Genomic DNA, 23,387 nt, shown 5'->3' with positions numbered 1-23,387 from the left:
GCTCGTCTTATTTCGGCTCGTCGGAGTCCGGTTCTTCCTCGTCGTCGCGCGCCGAGATGACATAGGCGCCCTTCAGCCAGCGGTTGAGGTCGATGTCCTTGCAGCGCGTCGAGCAGAACGGATAGGTCTCGCGCGCCGACGGCTTGCCGCATTCGGGGCAAGGGCGCTTGGGCCGCAACGGCGTCACTTTGTCGTCGAGGCTCATGGCCGCGCGGACAGCCAGTTTTGATGGGCCTTGAAACCTTCGCCCGAGAGCAGCGCCGCCGTCTCATAGAGCGGCAGGCCGACGATGTTGGTGTAGGAGCCGACGAGCTTGACGACGAAGGAGCCGGCGAGACCCTGGACGGCATAGCCGCCGGCCTTGCCGCGCCATTCGCCCGAGGCGACATAAGCGTCGATCTCCTCGCGCGGCAGCCGCTTGAAACGCACCCGCGTCTCGACCAGCCGCTGGCGCATTTTGCCCCCCGGCGTGATCAGGCAGATGCCGGAATAGACCCGGTGCGAACGGCCGGACAGCAGCCCGAGGCAGTTGGCGGCATCATCCAACGTTTCGGCCTTGGGCAGGATGCGTCGCCCCACCGCGACCACCGTGTCGGCGGCCAGCACGAAGCTCGGCGCATAGTCCGTCTCGGTCTTCAGCGACGCGAACGCCTTCTCGGCCTTTTCCTTCGACAGGCGTTTGGCCAGCGAACGCGGATGCTCGGCACGCAGCGGCGTTTCGTCGATATCGGCTGGCAGGATGCGGTCCGGCTCGATGCCGGCCTGCTGCAAGAGTTCGATGCGGCGCGGCGAACCCGAGGCAAGCACCAGCTTTTGCGAAATGCTCATCGCGCTCGGGTCTTGATCTTACTTGAAACGGTAGGTGATGCGACCCTTGGTCAGGTCGTATGGCGTCATCTCGACCAGAACCTTGTCGCCGGTCAGCACGCGGATGCGGTTCTTGCGCATGCGGCCGGCCGTATGGGCGATGATCTCGTGTTCGTTTTCGAGCTTCACCCTGAACATCGCGTTGGGCAACAATTCCGTGACGATACCCGGAAACTCGAGGACTTCTTCCTTCGGCATTCGATACCTTTGCTTGGATGACAGTTCCGGCGCCTAGAGCATGATGCCGAAAAGTGTGAAGCGGATTTCCGACGACATCATGCTCTACTTCTTTGACCTAGAGTCGGATGATTTCAGGTCGGACAGACCTGAAATCATCCGACTCTAGCCGGAATTTCGGCGGAACCTATATGATAATCGTGCGCTTGTGAACACGCTTAATCCGTCGCGTTTTTTGCTTCGGGAAGCAAAAAACGTCGGCTTATGCGCAACTTCAGCCGCTCGCGCACGTCGCGATAGCTGGCCATGATCTGTTCGCGCGTGCCGCCGGCACCGGTCGGGTCCGGCGTCGGCCAGTATTCCACCTCGACGGCAAGCGAGCGGGTGAGTTCGAGCGCGGCATGGTGCGCCTCCGGCGCCAGTGTCACGATCAGGTCGAAATAGTCGTCCTCGAGATCGTCCAGCTTCCGTGGATGGCGTTCGCCCAGCATCAGGCCGTCCTCGGCAAGCACGGCGTCGACGAACGGGTCGCGCTCGCCGGCGCGCACGCCGGCCGAGGCGACGAAAATTGTGGCGGGCAGCACCCGGCGCGCCAGCTGCTCGGCCATCGGCGAGCGCACGGCATTCATGCCGCACAGGAACAGGACCGAGTGGGGCAGGGCGCCGGGGACCAGGATCAGCCCCGCCAGTGCAGCACGCAGACCAGCGTGAACAGGCGTCGCGCCGTGTCGAAGTCGATGTCGATCTTGCCGGAGAGCCGATCCATCAGTGTCTGCGAGCCCTCATTGTGCAGGCCACGGCGGCCCATGTCGATCGCCTCGATGTGGCTCGGCGTCGAGGAGCGGATGGCGTCGTAATAGCTCTCGCAGATCATGTAGTAATCCTTGACGATGCGCCTGAGCGGCGTCAGCGACAGGATGTGGGTGACGACGGCGGCACCGTCCTCGCGCGCCACGGCAAAGACCAGGCGGGACTCGGCCAGCGACAGCTTCAGCCGGTAAGGACCTGTGCCGCTGTCATTGACAGGCTTAAAACTGTTCTCCTCGATCAGGTCGAAGATCGCCACCGCCCGCTCATGCTCGACATCGGGCGTCGAACGGCCGATCGATTCATCGAGTTCGACATCGATCAGTTTTGCGCGGGTTTGATGGTGGCCCGTCATGCCGGCCTAGATGTTCAGCCGTATGGCGACGGAGCGGCCATGCGCGTCGAGCCCTTCCGCCTGCGCGAGTGCGATCGCCGCCGGAGCCAGCATGCGCAACTGCTCCGGCCCGAGCTTCAGGACCGAGGTGCGCTTGACGAAGTCGAGCACGGACAGGCCCGACGAGAAGCGCGCCGAGCGCGCTGTCGGCAGCACGTGGTTGGAGCCGCCGACATAGTCGCCGATGACCTCGGGCGTGTGGCGTCCGAGAAAAACCGCGCCCGCGTTGCGCATCTTCGCCAGGAAGCCCTCGGCATCGTCGATGGCCAACTCGACATGTTCGGCCGCAATACGGTCGACCAGCGGCAGCGACGCCTCGATGGTCGCAACCAGGATGACGGCACCGAAATCGCGCCAGCTCTGCGCTGCGGTCTCTCCCCGCGACAGGCTTTGCAACTGGCGCTCGACCGAATTTTCGACCGCTTTGCCGAAAGCCGGGTCGTCGGTGATCAGGATCGACTGCGACGACACGTCATGCTCGGCCTGGGCAAGCAGGTCCGCCGCGATCCACTCCGGATCATTGCCGCCGTCGGCCACCACAAGCACTTCCGACGGCCCGGCGATCATGTCGATGCCGACAGTGCCGAATACCCGCCGCTTGGCCGCGGCGACATAGGCATTGCCGGGGCCGACGATCTTGGCCACTGGCTTGATCGTCTGCGTACCATAGGCAAGTGCCGCGATCGCCTGAGCGCCGCCGACGCGGTAGATTTCGGAGACGCCTGATATATCCGCCGCCACCAGCACCAGCGGGTTGACGACGCCGTGCGGTGCCGGCACGACCATGACGATGCGCTCGACGCCGGCTACCTTGGCTGGCACGGCGTTCATCAGCACCGAACTTGGATAGCTTGCCGTGCCGCCCGGCACATAGAGCCCGACCGCGTCGATCGCGGTCCAGCGCGAGCCGAGCTCGACGCCGGCGGCATCGGTGTAGCGTTCGTCCTGCGGCTTTTGCCGCTGGTGATGGGACCGGATGCGGTCACGTGCGAATTTCAGCGCCTCGACCGTGGCCGGATCGGCCTCGGCATAGGCGCCGGCGATGTCTTCCGCCGAGACGGCAATGCCGAGCTCGGCGAGGTCGCCTCCGCCGAATTTCTGCGTGTAGTCGATCAGTGCCGCGTCGCCCTCGGCACGCACGCGCGCGATGATGTCGCGCACCACGGCGTCGACATCGGCCGATACCTCGCGCTTGGTCAGGAGGAACGCGGCGAAACGCTGCTCGAAATCGGCGTCGGACTGGCGGAGCGTGATGGCCATCGTATGCTCAAGCCCTGTGTATGGGGCGTGACGTGGCTTCCCACGCGCCGCCGATATCGGCAAGGCGGGCCTCGATGCATTCGACATCGAGCATGATCGTGCCGCCGCCCGAAAAGATCAGTTCGACGATGCCGGCGGGCTTGCTGATCTCGATGAAGCTGATCGCCAGCAGGGAGAGGATTTCGGCCGGCTTGTCGCGGGCGATGCCGTTGGTCTTGGCGCCCAGCACCCGGTCGAAATGCAGCACGGCCTGCCGTCGTTCATTGTGCTGGCGAAACAGGCCGGATTTGGCCTCCCACACGAAACGGTTCATGGTCAGCACGAACCGTTTGGCCTTGGGCAGGAATTCGAGGTCCGCGACCTTCATCACGGCGTCCTGGAGATGAGCCGAGACGATGCTCAGATCCTGGTCGTCGAGCGCAATGAGTTTCAAGGCCATGCGGATTTCACACCTGAAGGTTGGCAATCAGCCTTTCTGTTAGGCGGTCTTTCCGATCGGTGCAACCGCGACAGGGGTCCTGCTGATGCATGTCGCCTGGAAGTGTCCTCGGTTCCGGGATAACGACATGCATAAAATCAGAAACTTACAGCAGGTCGGGCGAATCCTATTCGCCGCGACATGCTTTAGAGGGATTTGCCTCAGTTTTTGCGCACCCCTCATCGGCCGCTGCCAAGCACTTCTACCCGTATAGCGAGGGGAGAAGGATGCTTCGCAGATGATTTCGCCAAGCGACCGCGGATCGCTATGCCGAAATACGCTCGATCACCGCGCCGCAATTGGAAAGCTTTTCCTCCAGCCGCTCGAAACCGCGGTCGAGATGGTAGACGCGGTTGACCGTGGTCTCGCCTTCGGCCGCCAGGCCGGCGATGACCAGCGAGACGGAAGCCCGAAGATCGGTCGCCATGACCGGCGCGCCCTTCAGCTTCGCCACGCCGTCGACGATCGCCGTCTGGCCCGAAAGCGTGATGTGGGCGCCGAGCCGGGCCAGCTCCTGGACGTGCATGAAGCGGTTTTCGAAGATCGTCTCGGTTATGCGCGACTTGCCCTTGGCCATGGTCATCAGGCCCATGAACTGTGCTTGCAGGTCGGTCGGGAAGGCCGGGAAGGGCGCCGTCGTCACATCGACCGGCGAAATGCCGGCGCCATTGCGCTTCACGCGAATGCCGGAATTGGTCTGCGTAATCTCCGCGCCCGTCTGCGAAATCACGTCGAGCGCCGTCTGCAGCAGCTCCGGCCGTGCGCCTTCCAGCACGACGTCGCCGCCGGTCATGGCGACAGCCATGGCATAGGTGCCGGTCTCGATGCGGTCGGGGATGACGCGAACGCGCGCCCCCGACAGCGCTTCGACGCCGTCGATGGTGATGGTCGGCGTGCCGGCGCCGGAAATCCTGGCGCCCATCGCGTTGAGGCATTCGGCCAGATTGACGATCTCGGGCTCGCAGGCGGCGTTTTCGAGCACCGTCTCGCCCTTGGCGAGCGATGCCGCCATCATCAGCACATGGGTGGCGCCGACCGAGACCTTGGGGAAGACGTAACGGTTGCCGACAAGGCGGCCATTCCGCGTCTTGGCAATGACGTAGCCGGTGTCGACATCGATATCGGCGCCCAGCGCCTGCAGGCCTTCGAGGAACAGGTCGACCGGGCGCGTGCCGATGGCGCAGCCGCCGGGCAGCGAGACCTTGGCCTCGCCCATCCGGGCCAGCAGAGGCCCGATCACCCAGAACGAGGCGCGCATCTTGGACACCAGCTCGTAAGGAGCGGTGGTGTCGACGATGTTGCGGGCGGAAAAGTTGATGGTGCGCGAATAGCCCTCGTTCTGCTTCTCGCGGCGGCCGTTGACCGAATAGTCGACGCCGTGATTGCCGAGTATGCGGATCAACTGCTCGACATCGGCCAGATGCGGCACGTTTTCGAGCGTCAGCGTGTCGTCGGTCAGAAGCGAGGCGATCATCAGCGGCAGGGCGGCATTTTTCGCACCCGAGATCGGAATGCTTCCGGCAAGCTTGTTGCCGCCGACAATTCTGATGCGATCCATTGGAGAACGTCCCTCTCGGCCAGAAAAGGCCGGTTCAATCGTTTAAGTATCGGCCCGTCTAGACCATTGGCCAATCTGGTTCAAGAAATAGGATTTCGCCCACCCCGGTCCAAGAGTGGCCGATTTGAGTTAATCTTTCTGCATTTCCTTTGAAGCAGTGAGCCCGTCGGGTCGCTGGTCGGCCTCACCTGTGCGGCGCGAGCGCGACTGCGCCTTGCGCTTCTGCAGATTGGCGCGCAATTGCTCGGCGAGCCGGTTCTTGCGGATTGTTTCGCTGCTCTTCGGTGGATTTGTCTTGTCGCTCATCGTCCCGCCCCGGCTGGCGACCAGCCAACCCGCCATTCAGGGATAGCCAACATTGTGGCACCGCCATGACATGGAAAGCTATCCGGCAAAGGCTTTCACAGAAGCGTTGTTCTTGGCCTTGCGCTTGCCGGTTCGATATGGCAGAAGCCCCGCCATCGACGGCTGCGGTAGCTCAGTGGTAGAGCACTCCCTTGGTAAGGGAGAGGTCGAGAGTTCAATCCTCTCTCGCAGCACCAGTCTATCTTGTTGAAATCCCTCAGCCATTTGACACGCAAGGCGTTGCGCCCATTATTCCGTTACAAAAGTCGTAACAAGAGGGCATGAATCTCGCGGCCGGACGCAATCGATATCTGCTTTTTCGGGACGGCCGCTATTAATAGCAGGATCGTCGATCAGATTGCGACGAGCCCCGTGATAGCTGCAGCGCTGATGGCGACCGGTTCGTCGGGGCATGGAGCCCGGGAGATCAACGCGCAATGTAACGTGCCGAGTTGACCTGCTGTGCGGAGATGTCAGCGGAGCCAGACATATTGACCCAATGCAAGGCACATCGGCTTTGCAGAACGCCCGTTCTCGAACACGCTCGTGACACACTTCGCCACCGGCCTATGTTCCACCTTTTACCGGTTCCTTCGTTCGTATTGATGTGTTCCCATTATATTAGCTGGACCATATATTTCTAAATCAGCCGGCGTGCCGCCCGCTCCTCAAAGCCCCGCCGGTTAGGCCCAGCGGCCTGACGCTGCCAGTCCCCCTAGCACCCACGCCGCTGGGCCGCCCGTTCATGCCCGCTGATCTGATGTCTGCGGATGGCTGGTGAAACGCTATCTTGCGGTCAAGGCCCCAGCGTCGCGGCGCGGCTGGCAAAACAGCACTTTGACGACCCCGGCATCCAGCCGCTTCGACACGCCGGCTTGCCTCAACAAGGGCCCAAGCCGGTCAGGCCGACGGTCAGTCGAACACACCTCGACAGCCTGTCGGGCAGCAGCCGCTGTCAATGGCACGGCTGATATGGGTAGAACTCGCCGGGCGGAGACCCCGCCATCTGGCCCGGCGAGCCTACAACCTGATCGGATTATGCGACCAGGGCCGGGATCAACCGGCAATGTGTCATGTGCAAGAACGATACCAGCACCTTAGTGCTGAAATGGGACAGGAGAGGACCAGCGTTCAAAATGGCGCTGCTCGAAAGCCGGCTTCCAGTAGCGATTGCGTTCCCCGCTACTGTCCCTCGAAGTGCTAGAAATATCCGCGCATCGTTGGGGTTGTTACTTGCCCCGGCCGAGAATCCGGTCGGCAATGCAGTCTAACGAGAAGGCGCCGGCGCCGCGTGTCAGCACGATAAGCAACAGCGAAGACCACAGCAGGTGCTCGGCCCAGTTCTCAGCGAAATTAGATTCGTCAGGCATCGCTAATCTGCACCTATGCTAACGCAAGCTGTGCCAGAGGCAAAGGCGGACAAATTTGCTACGAGTCTGGCCTACTTCAAGGTTAGCGGGGTCGTCTCGGTGTCAGCAACAGTCCGATGGCACCTGCCGTGGCGCGTTCAGCCGGAAGACAACGTGGCTCCCCCAAAGGCGGGCGTTCGGCAATCTCCAGCCGAAACGCGTCCCCGCATAACACGATTCGTTAACCAAGATGCTGTTCTTCGACATGACGTGTTGTGGGATGGCTGACTGTGCGCCTTGTCAAGCCGATGCGAAGGAGAGTGCTGAAAGGAAGGCTCCGCATCCGGCGAGGACGTCGAATCGCCCGAAACAGGAACGATGTGCAAGGCATGAGTGTGATTGAAAGCCAACAGAGCGCGCCCGGCGGTATCCGCTGGTGGACCCGGTTGCCGGCCTTCATGGTCGCTTTCTTCTGCATGTGCATCACCGATGCGTTCGCCGAAACGCGCGCTCTGCGAATTCAGAATCTCCATACCGGCGAGAAGGCCGAGATCGTCTTCAAGCGCAACGGGCGCTACGATCAGACGGGGTTGAAGAAGATCAATTTCATGCTGCGCGACTGGCGCCGCAACGAGCCGACCAGGATGGATCCGCGCCTGCTCGACCTGGTCTGGCAGGCTTACCGCGCCAGCGGCTCGACGGCCTATATCCATGTGGTCAGCGCCTATCGCTCGCCGGCGACCAACGCCATGCTGCGCGGCCGCTCGAAAGGGGTGGCCCGGGAAAGCCAGCACATGGTCGGCCGCGCCATGGACTTCTTCCTGCCGGATGTGCCGCTGAAGAAGCTGCGCGACATCGGCCTCAAGATGCAGGGCGGCGGCGTCGGCTATTACCCGACCTCCGGTTCACCCTTCATCCACATGGACGTCGGCAATGTGCGGCATTGGCCGGGCATCAGCCGCCAGGAACTGGCCAGGGTCTTCCCGAACGGCAATACGCTGCATGTGCCGAGCGACGGCAAGCCGCTGCCAGGCTACGAACAGGCGTTTGCCGCCTACAAATCGCGCAAGGCCGCCGGCACGCCCAACATCGAGCTGGCAAGCACCGACGGCGGCCAGCGCAGGCCGGCGCGCGGCCTGCTGGCGTCGCTGTTGGGTGGGCAAGGCACGGACGAAGCGGATGATGCCGCGCAAGCCGTGCCTGCGCCACGGCCGGTTGAACCCAAACAGGCCGGGCAGGGCATCGCCGTCGTGGCGCCGGAGGCAGCCCAGCGCACGGATATCCAGATCGCTTCCGTTGATCAGGCCGAGGAATTGCAGGCTGGACAGGGCGGCAAGACGCCTGAAGCGATCGTCATGGCGATGGCGCCCAGCGCAGTGCCGTTGCCGGCCTTCGCGCCGCGCGCCGCGTCCACGACGCAGGCCGAACCGCCGGCGGCAACCAACGCCGAGATTCCCTTGAGCCAGGCTGGTGCCGCTCCCGCGATTGCTGGTCCGGACATGGTGGCGCTCAACATCCCTGTCCCGACATGGCGACCGGAAGACCAGACGGGGCCCCTGCGTCAGCCGGAGGCGGCCAAACCCGCCGATGCAATCGGTGCCTTGCTGGCCATGCATCACGCCGACGACGGCCTCGATCCGCTGGCCGGCCAGCGGGTTGCACTCCCCGCATCGAAGCCCGAAGATCGTGTCAGGACCAGCCCCAAGGCCGACCGTGTCCAGCGGCGTCTCGATCCCGAAGCCAGCGCCGTCATCGTGCCGCTCGAGACGGGTCGCCGCATCACCGGCGGAGCCGGGTCGAAAGCGGCAACCATCATTGCCGCCAATTTCATCCGCACGGCGCCGGAGCAGGTCTATCTCGATGGATTCCAGCCACGGCGACAGGCGTCCGATCACCGCCGCTTCACCGGCTCCGCGGTGAAATTCCTGCCCATCGCCAGCTTCAAATAAAGCTCGAAGGCATCCGTTCACTGGCACGCGAGAAGCCGACGCCCTGACCGGTGTCGTTGGCAAACGGATGCCAGTCCGGCTATTGACGGTAAAAGATGCGAATGGCAGTCAGCTTTTCCGTTGGAGCGCAACATGATCACACGCCGCAGGCTTTTGAAAACCGCCGCCAGCGCCGGCGCGAGCGGGGTTGGGCTTGCCGCGATGAGCAGGCTTGGCGGCTGGGCCGCGGCCACGCCTGAGCCGGTGGTTCTGCAGACGGTGAAAATCCGGGCGAAGCTCATGGATCTCGGCCAGACCAGGGATGTGCTGACCTACGGCAACGCCGGAATGCCTCCGGTCGTCAGGATGAAAAAGGGTGAGCCCTTCGCCGCGCGCCTCGTCAACGCCATCGATGATCCGACGACCATCCACTGGCATGGTATTCGCCTGCCGAACAAGATGGATGGCGTGCCCTTCCTGGTGCAGCCCTATGTCTACACCGGCGACCATTTCGACTATGCCTTCACGCCGCCCGACGCGGGCACCTTCTGGTACCACCCGCATTGCAACACGCTGGAGCAGATGGGGCACGGCCTGACCGGCGTGATCGTGGTCGAAAACCCGAACGATCCGAAATTCGACGCCGAATTTGTCCTCAATCTGCGCGACTGGCGCCTTGGCGACGACGCTCAGTTCATCGACCAGTTCCGGCCGCGCGATGCTGCCAGGACCGGCACTTACGGCACGGTGCGCACCGCGAACTGGCTCGACCAACCGCAATATGACGCGCCCGCCGGCGGGTTGCTGCGGCTGCGCGTTGCAATCACCGATGTCACCCGAATCTACGCCTTTCGCGTCGACGGCGCCGAAGCTGATGTCATCGCGCTGGACGGCAACCCGGTGCCGCAGCGTTTTGCACCCGATGCCCTATTGCTGGGGCCGGGGCAACGCATGGAACTCGTCATCCGCATGCCCGATGAAGAGGGCGCGATCGTCAGCCTGCGGGACGTCAGGGGCACCAAGCCCCAGGTGCTCGCAACGCTGCGCGCGACGGGCAACTCGCTCGAGCGGGATAGTCGCGATCTTGCACCGCTGGAGGCCAATCCGGTGGCCGAGGTCGATCTCACCGCCGCCCAGCATATTTCGCTGGCGCTCAGCGCCACGGCGGAGAACGTCCCGAGCGACAGCATCTGCGGCTCGCTCGGCTACAGTTTCTGGGCGATCAACAAAGTGCCATGGCCGGGCGATACGCCCGATCCGACCGCGCCTTTGGCCGAACTGAAGCTTGGCAAAAGTTACATCATCGACATGGAGAACCTGACGCCGCAATCGCATCCGATGCATTTGCACGGCATGAGCTTCAAGGTGCTGTCGTCCTCGACGCGTCCGGTGCGGCCGTTGATTTCGGACACTTATCTCATCCAGCCCAATGAGAAGGTGAGCCTGGGCTTCGTCGCCGACAATCCCGGCGACTGGCTGCTGCACTGCCACATCATCGAGCACCAGAAATCAGGCATGACGAGCTACGTCAGGGTGGTCTGAAGCCGTCACGACAATGTCAATTGGCAACCCTTTGGGCCAATAATTCGCGGCAAATGCGCCTTTTCCCGGCGATTCCGTTGGAAATCGCCGGTCGCGCGCGGTTTCGTTGGCACAGGGGACCAGTCCCTGCTAATCCGGCCCCAAATCAAGAAGCTGTGGACATCCCTGCATGACCAATGTCGCCTTGACGGGACTTGCCCGCGATCTCGCCAGACGCGCCGCCGAGGGCCGCCCGGTGCGCGTCGGTGTCATCGGCTCCGGCGAAATGGGGACCGACCTCGTCACGCAAGGCATGCTGATGCCGGGCATTGCGGTCTGCGCCATCTCGACCCGTCGTCCGCACACCGCGCGTGACGCCATCCGCATCGCCTATGGCGACGAGGCGATGGCGGTCGAGGCCGACACCGCGTCGAAAGTCACCGGTGCCATCGAGGACGGGAGGATCGCCATCACCTCCAATGAGATGCTGGTGACCAATCCACTGATCGACGTCGTCATCGATGCCACGGGAAAACCTGGCGTCGCCGCCGACTTCGATCTGATGGCGATGGAGCACGGCAAGCATCTGGTGATGATGAATGTCGAGGCCGACGTCACCATCGGGTGCTATCTCAAACAGCAGGCCGACCGGCTTGGCGTCGTCTATTCGGTCGGCGCCGGCGACGAGCCGTCGAGCTGCATGGAGCTGATCGAGTTCGCCTCCGCGCTCGGCCTGACCATCGTCTCGGCCGGCAAGGGCAAGAACAATCCGCTCAACCATGATGCCATGCCCGACGACTATCGCGACGAAGCGATCCGCCGCAACATGAACCCGCGCATGCTGGTCGAGTTCGTCGACGGCTCCAAGACCATGGTCGAGATGTGCGCCATCGCCAACGCCACCGGGCTGGTGCCCGACGTGCCGGGCATGCATGGTCCCAAGACCGACCGCGACGACCTCGTCAAGGTGCTGATCCCGCGCGAGGACGGTGGCCTCCTGCTGAAGAAGGGCGTCGTCGATTACACCATCGGCAAGGGTGTGGCGCCTGGTGTCTTCGTCATCGTCGAGGCGACGCATTCGCGCATCATCGAGCGCATGGACGACCTGCATATCGGCCACGGCCCTTATTACAGCCTGTTCCGGCCCTACCATCTGACGTCGCTGGAAGTGCCGCTGACAGCGGCCCGCATCGTGCTGTTCGGCAAGCCCGACATGGTGCCGCTGCCGCGGCCGGTTGCCGAGGTCTGCGCCGTCGCCAAGCGCGACCTCGCTGCCGGCGAAACCTTCGATGCGATCGGCGAAACCTGCTATCGCTCCTGGACCATGACCGTCGGCGAAGCCCGCGCCCAGCACGCCGTCCCGGTCGGCCTGCTCGAGGGCGGCAAGGTGCTGAAACAGGTCAGGAAAGGCGAGTTGCTGACCGCCGACAATGCGGCCCCCGACCAGACGACCAAGCTGTTCGCGCTGCGCTGGCTACAGGATGAGATGCTATACGGAAAATAGTGCGTCGTGGTGCAGTCATGACAAATGCACTATATTGTAGTGGCAATGTCGCCGAGGATCGACCAATGAACCTCCAAATCAGAGACCCGCGTGCACGCGAACTGGCACAGCGACTGGCCGCCAAACGCAAGATTTCGATGACCGAAGCGGTTATCGAAGCGCTTGAGTCTGAATTGAAACGGGAAAACGGACACATCCCCCTGGCGAAACGGCTGGCTGCCATCGCGGATGAACTTAAAGCCAAGGCCGGCCCCGGCGGCCGACCTATGAGCAAGGATGAAATCGACGACATGTGGGGACATCCCTGATGTTCGTTGACACCTCCGTAATCGTCGCAATTCTTTCGGGAGAAGGGGATGCCGGCGAGTGGAGCGACCGGATGGCGGCTGCACCTCACAAGATAACGTCCGCGCTGGTTGTGCTCGAAGCGTCGATGCGGCTTTCTACGATGCTTGCTGTCGAACCGGTGGTCGCGGAAATGGCGATAGAGGCGCTGCTGAGCGAGGCCGAAATCGAAATTGTGCCGATCGACGCCGGCGATGCCAAACTGGCGATCCAGGCGTTTTCGGATTATGGAAAGGGACGTGGGCATCCCGCGCAGCTCAATCTTGCCGATTGCCTGTCCTACGCTTGCGCAAAGAGCCACGGCTCCGCGTTGCTCTACAAAGGCAACGACTTTTCGCACACGGATCTCGCCTAGCGAGATGTCCGCTCTACTTCCCCAGTTCGATCGACCTTAGCCGCGCCGCTTCCACTGCTTGCGTGAGCAGGTTGGTCAGCCGGTCTTCGCCCATCAGCACACCAAGCGCGGCTGCCGTCGTGCCGTTGGGGCTGGTCACCTGCTGGCGCAGCACACCGGGGTCCTCGCGGCTTTCGGCGGCGAGCGATGCGGCGCCGTAGACGGTCTGCATGGCGAGCAGCCTGGCGGTTGCCGTCGGCAAGCCGGCCTTTTCGGCAGCCACGGTCAGCGCCTCGATGAAATGGAAGATGTAGGCCGGACCCGATCCGGACACGGCGGTCACCGCATCCATCAGGCTCTCGTCATCGATGGTGGCCACTTCGCCGCTGGCCGACAAGAGGTCGGCGACGAAGCGCTTGGCGTCGTCGGAAACCGGGGGATTGGAAAACACCACCATCATGCCCTTGCCGATCGCCGCGGGCGTGTTGGGCATGCAGCGCACGATAGGCGCGCGGTTGCCGAGGATTTCCTCGAAGGTGGCGGAGGGCGTGCCGGCGGCGATGCTGACGAAAGTGGTGCGGCCGTCGCCGAAGCGCTTGTAGGCGGTGGTGACGTCACGGATCACCTGCGGCTTCACGGCGATGACGACGAGTTCAGGCACGGCATCGGCCGGAATGGCTTCGGCTTCCGCCGCCGTGCCGCAGCCGAGTGCGGCGGCTCGATTGCGCAGGTCGGCATTGGGCTCGACCACGAAAACGGTCGACGGTGCAAGCTTGCCGGACTTCAGCCAGCCCGAGAGCATGGCGTAACCCATATTACCGCAGCCGGCGAGAACAAGCCTGATCGTCATCGAGAGCCCTCCGAGGAGAAAGGCCATGACATAGACGCTCGCGGGTCGGTGGGAAAGCCCTCTCAGGAGCGCTGGACGGGCATGCGCACCGCGATCGGCCGCAGCGACACTTGCCTGAGGCCCAGCACGCCAAGCACGAAGAACAGCCAGACCGGATCGCCACGATGGAAGAAGAAGCTCTCGAGGAATGCGTTGAGTGCGGTGAACAGCACCACCATCATGAAGAAATCACCGAGATAGATGTTCTCCTTGCGCAGCGGAATGCGCATGTAGTCGCGCAACGGTGCGATGAGGAAAGTGTAGACCGCCACGCAAAGAGCAGGAATGCCCATCAGCACGGCGATGTCGAGATAGCCGTCATGACCGTGCACGATGGTCCTGATGTCCCACGGGCGGTCGAAGGGCTGGTCCTGGTTGAGCAGCAGCGGCGTGCCCCAGAAGCTCTCATAGCCGTAGCCGGTCCACGGCTTCTTCGCCAGCATCGAGCCGGCGAACTCCCACAGCGTCGTGCGGCCGGTATAGGTCAGATCGGGGAAGTAGATCGCCGCCAGGTGCTTCACCGGCGTCAGGAAGACGATGCCCAGCGTGCCGACCGCCGTGGCGATGATCGCCAGCGTAAACAGGATCGGCGTACCGAGCCGCATGCCCATCAGGCTCGGAAACATCACGATCAGGATCGAGAACGGCACCAGCCCGGCGGTGGTCTTGGAGCCGGTGTGCAGCATGAAGATCATCGCCGCGCAGAAGATACCCGCGCCCCACCAGCGTTGCCCGCGCCGATAGAGATAAAGGCCGGCGAAACTGAAGCAGGCCATGATTGGTCCGGCGATGTTCTTGTGGGTGAACACGCCGCGCCACAGGCCGGCATGTTCGGGCTCCTGCGAGTCGGCCGTGTGCATCGCCTCGTGCGGAAAGACGATGAGGCCGAGATAGGACAGCCCCATCACAACGACGGCGGTGAAGATGATGACCCTCGAGAAAGACTCGGCGTCGCGCGGCAGCGCCAGGATCGTTGCCATCGTCAGGATGCCGATCATGGTGAAGGACGCCGCGCGCATCGCCGACGGCGGGTCGGTTGCCAGCACCACCGACAGGAAGAAGAAGCCCAGCATCAGTATCCAGGAAGGGCTGAGCAGTGAGCGCACGACGCGCGGATCGGCGAAGGCCATCAGCGAGAAGATCGAGACCGCGCCGAGCGAACCGAAGCCGAGCTGATTGACGATGTCGCCGCCTTCGCCGGTGAGTTCGGCGCCGGCCGGCTGGAACGGGCGGAAGGACACCATGATGACGGTGAACAGCAGGGCGGCGATCGCGGTCGCCACGCCCCCGCGCGTGAACGCGGCGCTGAGCGGGGCGCGCTCAGTTTTTCTCAGGCTGGCGGTATTGCTCATTGGCATATCCGAATTCGGCCAGCACGCGGCCGAGCGCCACATGGACGGGATAGATGGCGATCGCCGTCGATCCCGTGCGCGCCAGCCGCATCACGCCGCGAAGCGGCGAGGCGGCAAGCAAGGCCAGGCTCTTGGCGAACACCTTGGCACCGGCGAAGGGCGTGCCGGCGCGCTTCTTCTTTTCCACCAGCGTCGAGATGACACCGTTGCGCAGGCTGCGGGCACGAATCCAATCGGTCTCGAGGCGCCGGGCCGGAACGGTCTCACGCACCTTGGCTTCTACGCACCAGCCCAGCACGAAGCCGCGTTGCGCCGACCGGCTGAGAAAGTCGGCGTCACCGCCGCCCATGAAATTGAATCTGAGATCGAGGAAGGGCGGCCCCATCGCGGTCAACACGTGGCGCCCGACCAGAAGATTGCCGGACGAATAGAGCGCGGGCACCCGTCCCGTCTCCCGGTAGGGGGGCGCGAAAACAGGATGCTCGGCCCATGTCGCATGGGCGGGATCGGCAAAGACGGGCACCTGCGGGCCGCCGACGATATCGGCGCCGAGCGTTTCGGCTGCGCGGCACATCCGCTCCAGCCATCGCGCATCGGCGATCTCGTCGTCGTCGATGACCAGCAGGTGCCTGAAGTTCGGGAAATGCAGGATCGCCGTCTGCCAGCCGGCATTATAGGCACTGCAATTGCCGCGTTCATGCGCGATGACGACCATGCCTGGTATCTCGCCGCGCTCGAACAGCGGCAGCACCGCTTTGGCGCCTTCACGCGCCTCCGCCTCGTTTTCCATGACGATGACGGCAAAGCACCTGCCGGTTTGCTGTGCGCGCAGCGATGCAAGCGTCTCCAGCACCTGTTCGGGTCGCTTGAAGGTCGGCAAGGTGACGATCGCTTCGACCGCCTCCACCTTGAGCTCGGGAGACCGTCCCGCGATCGATACCGAACCGTCCAATGGCAAAGGGATCATCCGTATCCAGCCGCGTCGTGAGTCGCGTTCTGGTAGCATCACGGTGATAAGGTTTCGTTAATCACCTTGCGCGGAGAAGCCCGCCGGGCATGGGCTTTCGGGCGTTGATCGTGCTCGTTTAATCAAGGGTTCACCGCGCTTTGCTACCGGCTACACCACAGGATAGTGAGATGCATCTGCTGTTCGCCACATCGATCGTGCCCGACGGTGCTCTCGCCTCGGGCTACGAGATCGCCAATGCAGCGATCATCGCCGCCTTGCGGCGCGCCGGCGCGCGCGTGACGGTCATCGGCTTCACCTGGCCCGGGAAAGCCGCGGTAGATCCCGAAAATACGGTGGTGCTTGGTGCGATCGACGTGCGCACCGAAAGTGCTTCGCCGCTGCAGAAGCTCGCCTGGGTCTGCAAGGCGATGGTTTCGGGCCTCACCTTCGCGTCGGTCAAGTTGCGTGCGGTGTCCGACCACGATGTTCAGGCCGCTATCGAACGAGCCGGTCCGTTCGATGGCTATGTGCTGAATTCGGTGCAGTTCGCCGGCGCTTTCGAAAGGCTGTTCGAAGACCGGCCTTCGATCTTCGTCGCGCACAATGTCGAGCATCTCTCGGCGCGGGAGAACGCCGCTGCCGTCGGCGGCATTTTCCAGCGCCTGCTGTTCCGGCGCGAGGCGAGGCTGCTCAAGCTGGTCGAAGAGCGCCTCTGCCGCGGCGCGCGCTTTGTCTTCGCGCTGGCCGAGGAGGATCGCGTGGCACTCGGTGTCGCCTCGGATGATCGCTCGGCGGTGCTGCCGCTGGTAACCGGCGCCACGGCGCCAGCCCGGAAAGGCCGGCGCCCGATCGACTGCGACGCGGCCCTGATCGGCACCTGGACCTGGCAGCCGAACCGCATCGGCCTCGACTGGTTCCTGGGCAAGGTGGTGCCGCATCTGCCGCCTGGTTTCCGAATCCGCATCGCGGGCCACATGCCTTCCGGCGTCACCTCGACGCATCCGGGCGTCCAATTTGTCGGCCGCGTTCCGGATGCCCAGGCTTTCGTCTGTGGCGCGGCCGTCATCCCGCTGATCAGCACCGCAGGCAGCGGCGTGCAGTTGAAGACCATCGAGACCTTCGAGCTTGGGCTGCCCTCGGTCGCCACCAGCCGCTCGCTGCGCGGCATCGACCACCGCCCTGCCAATTGCGTGGTCACCGACGATCCGGCCGGCTTCGCCCAGGCCCTGCAGGCTGCCGCGGCCGATATCCACGATATCGATGGCGGCACCTTCCATCGCCAGCAGGTCAAGGCACTCGACGTCGCGATTCGTGTCGGTCTCGAAAAGATAGGCGCCGTCAGGCAGGAGGTGTTTGCATGAACATGCACGCCCGCGCCGCGTTCGGACTCGACAGTCTGAAAATGATCCTCGGCATCCCGGTGCTCGGGATCCGCTGGGACGATGCAATTGCCCTGCTGAACCGATTGATCGCCGAGCGGCGCTTCACCAAGGTCAGCTTCCTCAACGCTCACAATGCCAACATCGCCTATACCGACCCGGTCTTCGCCGAGGCGCTCGACGATTTCCTCATCCTGCCGGACGGCATCGGCGTCGATCTCGCCGCGAAGCTTCTCTACGGCGCGCCGTTTCCCGACAATCTCAACGGCACCGATTTCGTGCCGGCCTTTCTGCAGGCTTCCAAGAGGCCGCTGACCGTGGGGCTGCTCGGTGCGACCCGTGTCAACGCCGAGGCGGCGTCGGTGAAGCTGGCGGCGCTTGCGGTGCAGCACAACTTCGTGGTCATTCACGATGGCTATTTCTCCGCCGCGCAGGAGCCGGAGATCATTGGCCGGATCGCAAAACTACGGCCTGACATGCTGCTCGTCGCCATGGGCGTGCCGCGCCAGGAACTGTGGATTGAACGCCACATCGACGAACGTCACTGCACATTGCCGGTCGCGGTCGGCGCGCTGCTCGATTTCCTGAGCGGCTCGGTGCCGCGCGCGCCGCTATGGATGCGCCGCCTGAGGCTGGAATGGCTTTTCCGGCTGGCGATCGAGCCCGGCCGGCTCTGGCGCCGCTACGTGGTCGGCAATCCCCTGTTCCTGTGGCGGGTCGTCAACCAGAAATGGTCGCGCGGCGCCGAGGCCATCGGAGACGCTCCCGGAGAGTTTCGTTGAACAAGCGCTTCGTCCCAGACCCGTTGGCTGGCCCGGGCCTGTTGCCGAAGATGCCGACGGCAGCGGTGGTGACGGCAAGCTACGCCCCTGATTTCGAACGCTGCCGCCTGCTGTGCGAAACGCTTGACCGCCATGTCTCGGGTGCCGCGCACCACTACATTCTGGTCGAACATCGCGACCTCGCGCTTTTCCGTCAGTTGGCGACCAGCCGCCGCTCGATCGTCGATGAGCGGGATCTCCTGCCGGGCTGGCTGCGCGCCTTCGACGATCCGCTCAGCCTGTTTCGCCGCCGCGTCTGGCTCAGCATGAAGACACAGCCGCTGCGCGGCTGGCATGTGCAGCAACTGCGCCGTATCGCCATATCGGCGCACGCTGGCGAAGACGTGCTGGTCTTCTGCGATTCCGACGTCGCTTTCCTGAAGGCGTTCGATTGCGGTGCCTTCTGGCGTGATGGCAGGGCGCGCTTGTTCCGCCGCGATGACGTGCTCGCCGATGACGGCCATGACGAGCATCGCGTGTGGTCGCGCAATGCCGGCGCCGCACTCGGCATCGACCCGTCCCGGACATCGGTCCATGATTATATCTCGACGTTGATCGCCTGGCGCCGTGACACGGTGCTTGCCATGTGCGGGCGGATCGAAAAGGTCCATGGCCGCGACTGGGTCGAGGTGATCGGTTCGGCGCGCAAATTCTCCGAATGCATGATCTACGGCCGCTATGTCGATGATCTGCTGGACGGAGCCGGCCACTTCCACGGTTCGGAAGAATTCTGCCGTGTCCATTGGACGGGCGAGGCGCTGTCGGACGACGAGTTCCGCCGCTTCGTCGCCGGCATGGCGCCGGAGCAGGTGGCGATCGGCATGCAGTCCTTTATCGGCACCGACATCGGCCGCATCCGACGCCTGATCGGGCTTGATCGCTGACTTGTTCTAGATTGCCTTCGCCGGCCTGCGCAGCGCCGAATAGGTCAGCAGCATCGACGCGAGATAGAGCAGCAGGAAGACGATGTTGAGTGACACCACCAGATTCGATGTATCGGAAATGGTGGTCAGAACATAGGTCAGCAGCAGTGCCTTGAGGGCGGCGAGCAGGCCGAGGTTGAGCGCCCGCACCAGCGTCTGGCCGCGCGCGAAGAGAAGCTCGGCCTGGTATTCGACCAGATTGCGCAGTCCAGGTACGCAGATCGCCAGCGCCACCAGGGGGGCGGCCTCGGAGACATTCCTGCCGAGCGCGTTGGGGAAGAAATGCAGCACGATGCCAAGCGCCGCCAGCGCCAGCGTCGAGACCGCGAACACACCACCCTCGATGCCGCTCTTGACCGCCAGCCGTGCGAGGAGTTCGGGCGCGCGCATCATGCGCTGCACGAGCATCATCGAGAAGGTGCGGATGGGGATCGCCGTCAGGTCGACAAGGCGCATGATGATGGCATAGATGCCGGCCAGATGCGGTCCGCCGATCGCCAGCACCAGCAGCTTGTCGAACTCCATCTGCAGGTAGAACAGCACCTCCGCGCCGGCCACGTAGATGGAATCGGCGAGCCGCCGCAGATAGAGCTCGATGCGCAGCCGCAGCCGCTGGCGCGGATAAAACCAGCCGAAAGCCAAAAGCAGCGAGGCTGCGTTGGCGCCGATGTAGAACCAAGACCAAACCCAGATGCTGTGCTGTGCGGAAAACATGAACAACACCGCGCCAAGTGCCCGCAATGCGGTGGCCAGGATCGCAAGAACCGCGGCTCGGCCGAATTTACCCAGCCCGTTGTTGACGATCAGTGCCACTTCCACCGGCCGCCACAGCAGCGCCTCGGCAAAGACGATCGCCGTGAATACCGACAGCGGCACGGTGCCGGCAAAGAAGATCAGGTAGACGCCGAACGAGGCGGCGGCCAAAAGCGGCAGCGAGGCGGCGCCGAGCACCAAGAAGCCGGCGGTGAAGGTGCCGATCAGATTGGGCCGGATGGTGGCGGTGCGATAGAGCGCCGAAATGAAACCGAGGGCAAGAATCCGCGACAGCATGACGCCAGCCGCCGAAGCGGTGGCGAACATGCCGAATTCGGCGATCGAGAGCGTATTGGCGAGCGCGATGAAATAGGCGAGTGAAAACACCAGTCGCCCGCCAGCACCGCTGATCGCCGAAAAATAGTCGCGCACCAGCCCCCGTCGTTCGGCCATGAAGGTGCCGATCCGCGCGAAGGTCCGCCTTTGCGGTATGTCTCTGGCCTCAGTCATACGTCAAGGAAATGCGTAGGCCGGAAAGTTTAACGTGCCGTTTTGAAGCTTTCAGATGTGTTGAAAGTTCTTGCAACCATGGCGTGAATTCCTGCCATCGTCTTCCGGAAATTAACCTTTTGTTTCCTATGCCTGTTTAGCGTGGCTTAACGAATGGCCGACCGCCGCTCCCAAGCGGCCAAGAGTAAAGCTCCACGATAATGGTCGACAGGGAAAACCGTGAGGACTGGAAGCGCGAGCGCTCCTTGCTGGCGCTTGGCCAGGCCGTGCGTGGCGAGGACGACGCTTCGCTTGTGTCGATAGGGGACCGCGCGGACCCCTCGTGGCGCGAGGATGCCGCCACGCGACATCGCCTGGCCCGTTCCCGGCGCGAGACGAAGGCGAGCCCGCCGCCCACCGGCGACGCTGCGCGGTTTCCCCCTGACGTGGAGCCGCCGTTTGAAGCCGACGGCGCCTGGCGTTCGCGGGGGGAAACCGGCACTGGCGATTTGCCATCCGACATGCCTCGCGCAAGGCCGGCGCCGGAAGAACCTTCGGGGACGGGTCGCGCTCATGATGCAATCGAATCCCGCGCCACGGACGGAGCCGATACGTCCTCCGATGGCGGTGCGGACAGCCAGCAATGGAAGCCGCTGATCGATCCGATGCTGGTGGTTCGCGGCGTCGCCAGGTCGAAGCTGCTGATCGTTGCGACCACGATACTGGGCGCCGGGCTCGGCATTGCCATTGCCCTGTCGATGCCCAAGAAATACGAAGCCACCGCCGAATTGGTCATCGAACCGGGAGACCTGAAGCTCTCGGATCGGGATCTCACCCAGCCGGTGGGGCAACCCGATGCCGCGCTGGCTGTCGTCGAGACCCGGATCAAGATGCTCACCTCGGGGACCGTACTCGACCAGGTCGTCAAGGACCTCAATCTCGTCAACGATCCGGAGTTCAATGGTCAGGGCTCCGGCGGCCTCGGCGTCATGTCACTCATACGCTCGATTCTGTTGCGCCAGGACGGGTCGGTCGGTGCCGACGAGGTCCGCCGCCAGGCGTTGGCTGTCGGCAATCTGGCCGAGCGGTTGTCAGTGGAGCGTGCAGGCAAGACCTTTGCCGTCGCCGTCAGCGCCACCACCGAGGATGCCGCGAAATCGGCGCGCATCGCCAACACGACGACCAGCGTCTTCCAGCAGATGACGGCCAAATACCAGTCGGACATGGCCGGACGCGCGACGAGCGAACTGACATCCAAGCTCGACGGGTTGCGCAAGAGCGTCGAGGAGGCCGAGCGCAAAGTTGAGGATTTCAGGGCCACGCATGATCTTGTCGACGCGCAGGGCCATCTGATCAGCGACGATCAGATGCTGAAGCTCAACGAGCAGCTCTCCGTCGCCCGGGCCCGCACACTGGAACTGAATGCGCGCGCAGCCTCGGCGCGTTCGGTGGACGTCAATTCGATTCTGACCGGCACTTTGCCGGAAGAGATCAACTCCAACACCATGAGCGATCTGCGCTCGCAATATGCGACGCTGAAGCAGGAAGGCGATCGTGCCGCGGTTCGGCTGGGGCCGCGCCATCCCGAACTCCAGGCTCTCGACGCCCAGATTGCCGGCGCGCGCGAGCGCATAGCGGCTGAACTGCGCCGCATCGCGTCTTCGCTGCAGGTCGACCTCAAGCGTGCTGTCCAGCTCGAACAGGACCTTGCGTCCCGACTGGCTCAGGCCAAGGTGCAAAGCGGCGACGTCAACAGCGACCTGGTTGCCCTGCGGGAACTGGAGCGGGATGCCACCGCCAAGCGGTCGGTCTACGAACAATATCTGCTGCGCGCCAAGGAGACCGGCGAACAGGAAAAGATCAACACCGCCAACATCAATGTGATGACCCCCGCTCAGCCTCCGCTCGAGGCAACAGGACCGTCGCGGGCGCTGGTGGCATTGGCCGGCCTTCTGCTTGGCCTTGCCGCCGGTATTGGCCTCGGCGCCTTGCGCGGGACCTATGACAGCCTGCGCGAGACGGCAACCTCGCGCTCCCGCCGCGAGCGCAAGCTGAACGAGCGCAAGGTGGACGAACGCAAGCTAGATCAACGCAGGGCGCCTCTTGAGGAGCAGTCGTTTCGAGCGGAGCCTCCGCCCGCCGCGCCACCAATTCCGGCAGCGCCCGTACCGCCGCCCCCAGCACCGCCGCCGGTCACGCAGAACGAAGCCGCTCCCACCGAAAGCTCCGGGAGGATCGGCGCACTCATGGCGAGACTGCGCAAGGCCATGTCCCGGAAATCCTCGGCCGAAGCCGACGACGACATCTCCAGCGAGTTCGCCTTACCCGCCTTTGCCGACAACGGACGGCCGGCCAATGCTCCGACATTTCCTGGCTATCCGGAGTCCGGTTTCGGGCCTCGGCCGGCGGCCGGCCTGGATTATTCGCAGCCGCCTTTCCAGCCAGGCCCCGATGCCGGGTATGGACGGCAGATGGGGTCGCCCTCGCGCTCGCCTCGGATGCCGCAACAGCCAACGTATCCGGCTCCGCCCTTGCCGTCCTCTCCCTATGCGCAGCCGTTGGGCTATCCCGGGCAGCCTCGGTCGCAGACGGGCCATTCCTATATGCAAGCCGAGGCGGGGCCATATGCGGCGCAGATGCCGTATCCGCCGCCACCCGCTCCGACGCAGTCGTTGGCCCATCCAGCTGCCCCGCATGCGCGGCCGCTTCCGGTCGAGGAGGGTGGCGAACAATCATCGGTCGAAGAGATTCGCGCCAGCCTGCGCGAATTTCGCGAAGCGGTCCGCGAACTCACGGAAAGCCGCACCCGCCGCCGCTACTTCTGAGCTACCAGATAGGTTGCGGAGGCCGAACAAAACCGTGCCGGTTTCGCGTAAACGGCATGGGAAGGCGCTTTGACGGGATTGCGGGCTTGTATTTTCGTGACAATGCCGCGCTGCAGATCGCCGGCGCCGCTGTATTGTGT

At 63.7% G+C, this 23,387-nt stretch carries 23 protein-coding genes and 1 tRNA gene; 10 read left to right on the top strand and 14 right to left on the bottom strand.

Annotated features, from left to right (window positions below):
• Positions 1 to 7: 7 nt before the first annotated feature.
• The 9 genes from yacG to FJW08_RS26510 form a co-directional block, all read right to left on the bottom strand.
• A complete protein-coding gene (yacG, locus tag FJW08_RS26550) occupies positions 8 to 205 on the bottom strand; it encodes a DNA gyrase inhibitor YacG (protein WP_140812927.1) in 198 nt (65 codons plus the stop codon).
• Entirely contained in the window at positions 202 to 828 is a 627-nt protein-coding gene (locus FJW08_RS26545) for a Maf-like protein (RefSeq protein WP_140758914.1), read from the bottom strand. The genes yacG and FJW08_RS26545 overlap by 4 nt, the downstream gene beginning before the upstream one ends.
• An 18-nt stretch (positions 829 to 846) precedes the next feature.
• Positions 847 to 1,065: a translation initiation factor IF-1 gene (gene infA / locus FJW08_RS26540; RefSeq protein WP_006329283.1), complete on the bottom strand. Its 219-nt coding sequence runs from the start codon at positions 1,063 to 1,065 to the stop codon at positions 847 to 849.
• 197 nt (positions 1,066 to 1,262) lie between these two features.
• Positions 1,263 to 1,733: a low molecular weight phosphatase family protein gene (locus tag FJW08_RS26535; protein ID WP_140758915.1), complete on the bottom strand. Its 471-nt coding sequence runs from the start codon at positions 1,731 to 1,733 to the stop codon at positions 1,263 to 1,265.
• Positions 1,721 to 2,206 (bottom strand): UPF0262 family protein, encoded by a 486-nt coding sequence (locus tag FJW08_RS26530; RefSeq protein ID WP_140812926.1) that lies wholly within the window; start codon positions 2,204 to 2,206, stop codon positions 1,721 to 1,723. Before FJW08_RS26530 ends, FJW08_RS26535 begins: the two co-directional genes overlap by 13 nt.
• Positions 2,207 to 2,212: 6 nt before the next feature.
• Positions 2,213 to 3,505: a histidinol dehydrogenase gene (gene hisD, locus FJW08_RS26525; protein WP_140812925.1), complete on the bottom strand. Its 1,293-nt coding sequence runs from the start codon at positions 3,503 to 3,505 to the stop codon at positions 2,213 to 2,215.
• A gap of 7 nt (positions 3,506 to 3,512) precedes the next feature.
• Complete coding sequence (locus FJW08_RS26520) at positions 3,513 to 3,944, bottom strand: DUF2948 family protein (protein WP_140758918.1); 432 nt, start codon at positions 3,942 to 3,944, stop codon at positions 3,513 to 3,515.
• A gap of 304 nt (positions 3,945 to 4,248) precedes the next feature.
• The gene (gene murA / locus FJW08_RS26515) at positions 4,249 to 5,541 is read right to left on the bottom strand and encodes a UDP-N-acetylglucosamine 1-carboxyvinyltransferase (RefSeq protein ID WP_015316269.1); all 1,293 of its coding nucleotides are present in this window, start codon (positions 5,539 to 5,541) and stop codon (positions 4,249 to 4,251) included.
• Between the two features lie 129 nt (positions 5,542 to 5,670).
• Entirely contained in the window at positions 5,671 to 5,847 is a 177-nt protein-coding gene (locus FJW08_RS26510) for a hypothetical protein (protein WP_140758919.1), read from the bottom strand.
• 161 nt (positions 5,848 to 6,008) lie between these two features.
• Between FJW08_RS26510 and FJW08_RS26505 the strand changes: the two genes are divergently transcribed.
• Positions 6,009 to 6,083 (top strand) — tRNA-Thr (locus FJW08_RS26505).
• Between the two features lie 1,032 nt (positions 6,084 to 7,115).
• Here the strand turns inward: FJW08_RS26505 and FJW08_RS32535 are convergent.
• Positions 7,116 to 7,256 (bottom strand): hypothetical protein, encoded by a 141-nt coding sequence (locus tag FJW08_RS32535; RefSeq protein ID WP_181178609.1) that lies wholly within the window; start codon positions 7,254 to 7,256, stop codon positions 7,116 to 7,118.
• Between the two features lie 368 nt (positions 7,257 to 7,624).
• Between FJW08_RS32535 and FJW08_RS26500 the strand changes: the two genes are divergently transcribed.
• The 5 genes from FJW08_RS26500 to FJW08_RS26480 all read left to right on the top strand — a co-directional run bounded on the left by FJW08_RS26500 (position 7,625) and on the right by FJW08_RS26480 (position 12,888).
• The gene (locus FJW08_RS26500; protein WP_181183056.1) at positions 7,625 to 9,184 is read left to right on the top strand and encodes a DUF882 domain-containing protein; all 1,560 of its coding nucleotides are present in this window, start codon (positions 7,625 to 7,627) and stop codon (positions 9,182 to 9,184) included.
• A 132-nt stretch (positions 9,185 to 9,316) separates the two neighbouring features.
• Complete coding sequence (locus FJW08_RS26495; protein WP_140812924.1) at positions 9,317 to 10,705, top strand: multicopper oxidase family protein; 1,389 nt, start codon at positions 9,317 to 9,319, stop codon at positions 10,703 to 10,705.
• 169 nt (positions 10,706 to 10,874) lie between these two features.
• Positions 10,875 to 12,188: an NAD(P)H-dependent oxidoreductase gene (locus FJW08_RS26490; protein ID WP_140812923.1), complete on the top strand. Its 1,314-nt coding sequence runs from the start codon at positions 10,875 to 10,877 to the stop codon at positions 12,186 to 12,188.
• A gap of 65 nt (positions 12,189 to 12,253) precedes the next feature.
• Positions 12,254 to 12,496 (top strand): type II toxin-antitoxin system VapB family antitoxin, encoded by a 243-nt coding sequence (locus FJW08_RS26485; protein WP_140812922.1) that lies wholly within the window; start codon positions 12,254 to 12,256, stop codon positions 12,494 to 12,496.
• On the top strand, positions 12,496 to 12,888 hold the full coding sequence (locus FJW08_RS26480) for a type II toxin-antitoxin system VapC family toxin (protein ID WP_140758924.1): 393 nt from the start codon (positions 12,496 to 12,498) through the stop codon (positions 12,886 to 12,888). The genes FJW08_RS26485 and FJW08_RS26480 overlap by 1 nt, the downstream gene beginning before the upstream one ends.
• Positions 12,889 to 12,901: 13 nt before the next feature.
• Here FJW08_RS26480 and proC read toward each other — a convergent pair whose 3' ends face one another.
• The 3 genes from proC to FJW08_RS26465 all read right to left on the bottom strand — a co-directional run bounded on the left by proC (position 12,902) and on the right by FJW08_RS26465 (position 16,075).
• Complete coding sequence (gene proC, locus FJW08_RS26475; protein ID WP_140812921.1) at positions 12,902 to 13,717, bottom strand: pyrroline-5-carboxylate reductase; 816 nt, start codon at positions 13,715 to 13,717, stop codon at positions 12,902 to 12,904.
• Between the two features lie 62 nt (positions 13,718 to 13,779).
• Complete coding sequence (locus FJW08_RS26470; protein ID WP_140812920.1) at positions 13,780 to 15,108, bottom strand: O-antigen ligase; 1,329 nt, start codon at positions 15,106 to 15,108, stop codon at positions 13,780 to 13,782.
• Entirely contained in the window at positions 15,077 to 16,075 is a 999-nt protein-coding gene (locus tag FJW08_RS26465) for a glycosyltransferase (protein WP_140812919.1), read from the bottom strand. The genes FJW08_RS26470 and FJW08_RS26465 overlap by 32 nt, the downstream gene beginning before the upstream one ends.
• A gap of 170 nt (positions 16,076 to 16,245) precedes the next feature.
• Between FJW08_RS26465 and FJW08_RS26460 the strand changes: the two genes are divergently transcribed.
• The 3 genes from FJW08_RS26460 to FJW08_RS26450 are packed head-to-tail and all read left to right on the top strand — an operon-like array spanning position 16,246 to position 19,141.
• Positions 16,246 to 17,418: a glycosyltransferase family 4 protein gene (locus FJW08_RS26460; protein ID WP_140812918.1), complete on the top strand. Its 1,173-nt coding sequence runs from the start codon at positions 16,246 to 16,248 to the stop codon at positions 17,416 to 17,418.
• The gene (locus FJW08_RS26455; RefSeq protein WP_140758929.1) at positions 17,415 to 18,218 is read left to right on the top strand and encodes a WecB/TagA/CpsF family glycosyltransferase; all 804 of its coding nucleotides are present in this window, start codon (positions 17,415 to 17,417) and stop codon (positions 18,216 to 18,218) included. The genes FJW08_RS26460 and FJW08_RS26455 overlap by 4 nt, the downstream gene beginning before the upstream one ends.
• The gene (locus FJW08_RS26450; RefSeq protein WP_181183055.1) at positions 18,215 to 19,141 is read left to right on the top strand and encodes a DUF6492 family protein; all 927 of its coding nucleotides are present in this window, start codon (positions 18,215 to 18,217) and stop codon (positions 19,139 to 19,141) included. The genes FJW08_RS26455 and FJW08_RS26450 overlap by 4 nt, the downstream gene beginning before the upstream one ends.
• A gap of 6 nt (positions 19,142 to 19,147) precedes the next feature.
• Here FJW08_RS26450 and FJW08_RS26445 read toward each other — a convergent pair whose 3' ends face one another.
• Positions 19,148 to 20,443, bottom strand: coding sequence for a lipopolysaccharide biosynthesis protein (locus FJW08_RS26445; RefSeq protein ID WP_140812917.1), 1,296 nt, complete (start codon positions 20,441 to 20,443; stop codon positions 19,148 to 19,150).
• Between the two features lie 200 nt (positions 20,444 to 20,643).
• Between FJW08_RS26445 and FJW08_RS26440 the strand changes: the two genes are divergently transcribed.
• A complete protein-coding gene (locus tag FJW08_RS26440; protein ID WP_140812916.1) occupies positions 20,644 to 23,247 on the top strand; it encodes a GNVR domain-containing protein in 2,604 nt (867 codons plus the stop codon).
• Positions 23,248 to 23,387 lie beyond the last annotated feature (140 nt).

This window comes from Mesorhizobium sp. B3-2-1 (assembly GCF_006439515.1).
GTDB lineage: Bacteria > Pseudomonadota > Alphaproteobacteria > Rhizobiales > Rhizobiaceae > Mesorhizobium.
Note: the sequence above shows the minus strand (reverse complement) of the source record. Positions and strands in the feature narration are given on the sequence as shown.

Coding starts and splice junctions, on each gene's coding strand:
- yacG (WP_140812927.1), bottom strand. CDS start 205: ATGAGCCTCGACGACAAAGTGACGCCGTTGCGGCCCAAGCGCCCTTGC.
- FJW08_RS26545 (WP_140758914.1), bottom strand. CDS start 828: ATGAGCATTTCGCAAAAGCTGGTGCTTGCCTCGGGTTCGCCGCGCCGC.
- infA (WP_006329283.1), bottom strand. CDS start 1,065: ATGCCGAAGGAAGAAGTCCTCGAGTTTCCGGGTATCGTCACGGAATTG.
- FJW08_RS26530 (WP_140812926.1), bottom strand. CDS start 2,206: ATGACGGGCCACCATCAAACCCGCGCAAAACTGATCGATGTCGAACTC.
- hisD (WP_140812925.1), bottom strand. CDS start 3,505: ATGGCCATCACGCTCCGCCAGTCCGACGCCGATTTCGAGCAGCGTTTC.
- FJW08_RS26520 (WP_140758918.1), bottom strand. CDS start 3,944: ATGGCCTTGAAACTCATTGCGCTCGACGACCAGGATCTGAGCATCGTC.
- murA (WP_015316269.1), bottom strand. CDS start 5,541: ATGGATCGCATCAGAATTGTCGGCGGCAACAAGCTTGCCGGAAGCATT.
- FJW08_RS26510 (WP_140758919.1), bottom strand. CDS start 5,847: ATGAGCGACAAGACAAATCCACCGAAGAGCAGCGAAACAATCCGCAAG.
- FJW08_RS32535 (WP_181178609.1), bottom strand. CDS start 7,256: ATGCCTGACGAATCTAATTTCGCTGAGAACTGGGCCGAGCACCTGCTG.
- FJW08_RS26500 (WP_181183056.1), top strand. CDS start 7,625: ATGAGTGTGATTGAAAGCCAACAGAGCGCGCCCGGCGGTATCCGCTGG.
- FJW08_RS26495 (WP_140812924.1), top strand. CDS start 9,317: ATGATCACACGCCGCAGGCTTTTGAAAACCGCCGCCAGCGCCGGCGCG.
- FJW08_RS26490 (WP_140812923.1), top strand. CDS start 10,875: ATGACCAATGTCGCCTTGACGGGACTTGCCCGCGATCTCGCCAGACGC.
- FJW08_RS26485 (WP_140812922.1), top strand. CDS start 12,254: ATGAACCTCCAAATCAGAGACCCGCGTGCACGCGAACTGGCACAGCGA.
- FJW08_RS26480 (WP_140758924.1), top strand. CDS start 12,496: ATGTTCGTTGACACCTCCGTAATCGTCGCAATTCTTTCGGGAGAAGGG.
- proC (WP_140812921.1), bottom strand. CDS start 13,717: ATGACGATCAGGCTTGTTCTCGCCGGCTGCGGTAATATGGGTTACGCC.
- FJW08_RS26470 (WP_140812920.1), bottom strand. CDS start 15,108: ATGAGCAATACCGCCAGCCTGAGAAAAACTGAGCGCGCCCCGCTCAGC.
- FJW08_RS26465 (WP_140812919.1), bottom strand. CDS start 16,075: ATGATCCCTTTGCCATTGGACGGTTCGGTATCGATCGCGGGACGGTCT.
- FJW08_RS26460 (WP_140812918.1), top strand. CDS start 16,246: ATGCATCTGCTGTTCGCCACATCGATCGTGCCCGACGGTGCTCTCGCC.
- FJW08_RS26455 (WP_140758929.1), top strand. CDS start 17,415: ATGAACATGCACGCCCGCGCCGCGTTCGGACTCGACAGTCTGAAAATG.
- FJW08_RS26445 (WP_140812917.1), bottom strand. CDS start 20,443: ATGACTGAGGCCAGAGACATACCGCAAAGGCGGACCTTCGCGCGGATC.
- FJW08_RS26440 (WP_140812916.1), top strand. CDS start 20,644: ATGGTCGACAGGGAAAACCGTGAGGACTGGAAGCGCGAGCGCTCCTTG.